Source organism: Neisseria sp. HMSC074B07, from assembly GCF_001810355.1.
Taxonomy (GTDB): domain Bacteria; phylum Pseudomonadota; class Gammaproteobacteria; order Burkholderiales; family Neisseriaceae; genus Neisseria.
The window spans coordinates 1-335 of record NZ_KV800984.1 but is presented as its reverse complement, the minus strand read 5'-3'; the positions used below and the strand labels follow the sequence as shown (position 1 = coordinate 335).

Sequence of the window (335 nt, the reverse complement as noted above, 5' to 3'; positions counted from 1 at the left end):
AAATGCAGGATGGCGCCGTCGGGGCGGACGATGGCCTCAACCTGTCCCTCGTTGCTGTACTGATAACGGGTAACGCGCCCCATCGCATCGGTATGGCTGAGCAGACGGCCCAAACCGTCGCGTTCCATCAGATGGGTGCTGCCGTCGGCAAACACCCGCTTGGTCAACTCGTTGTTGTAATCGTAATGATATTGCTCGGTACGACCCAACACGTCGGTCACCTCGGTATAACCGTCGTGATAGGTAAAGCGCCATTCCTCGCCCAAAGAAGTCCAGTTGCGCAACACCTTGCCGGTCGGGGTGTAATGGTCGTATTCGTATTCCGATACCAATCC

1 pseudogene is annotated in these 335 nt (G+C 56.4%); it reads right to left on the bottom strand.

Annotation, left to right across the window (positions count from 1 at the left end):
• Nucleotides 1–335, bottom strand: a pseudogene (locus HMPREF2726_RS12140) (RHS repeat family protein); the annotation flags it as partial.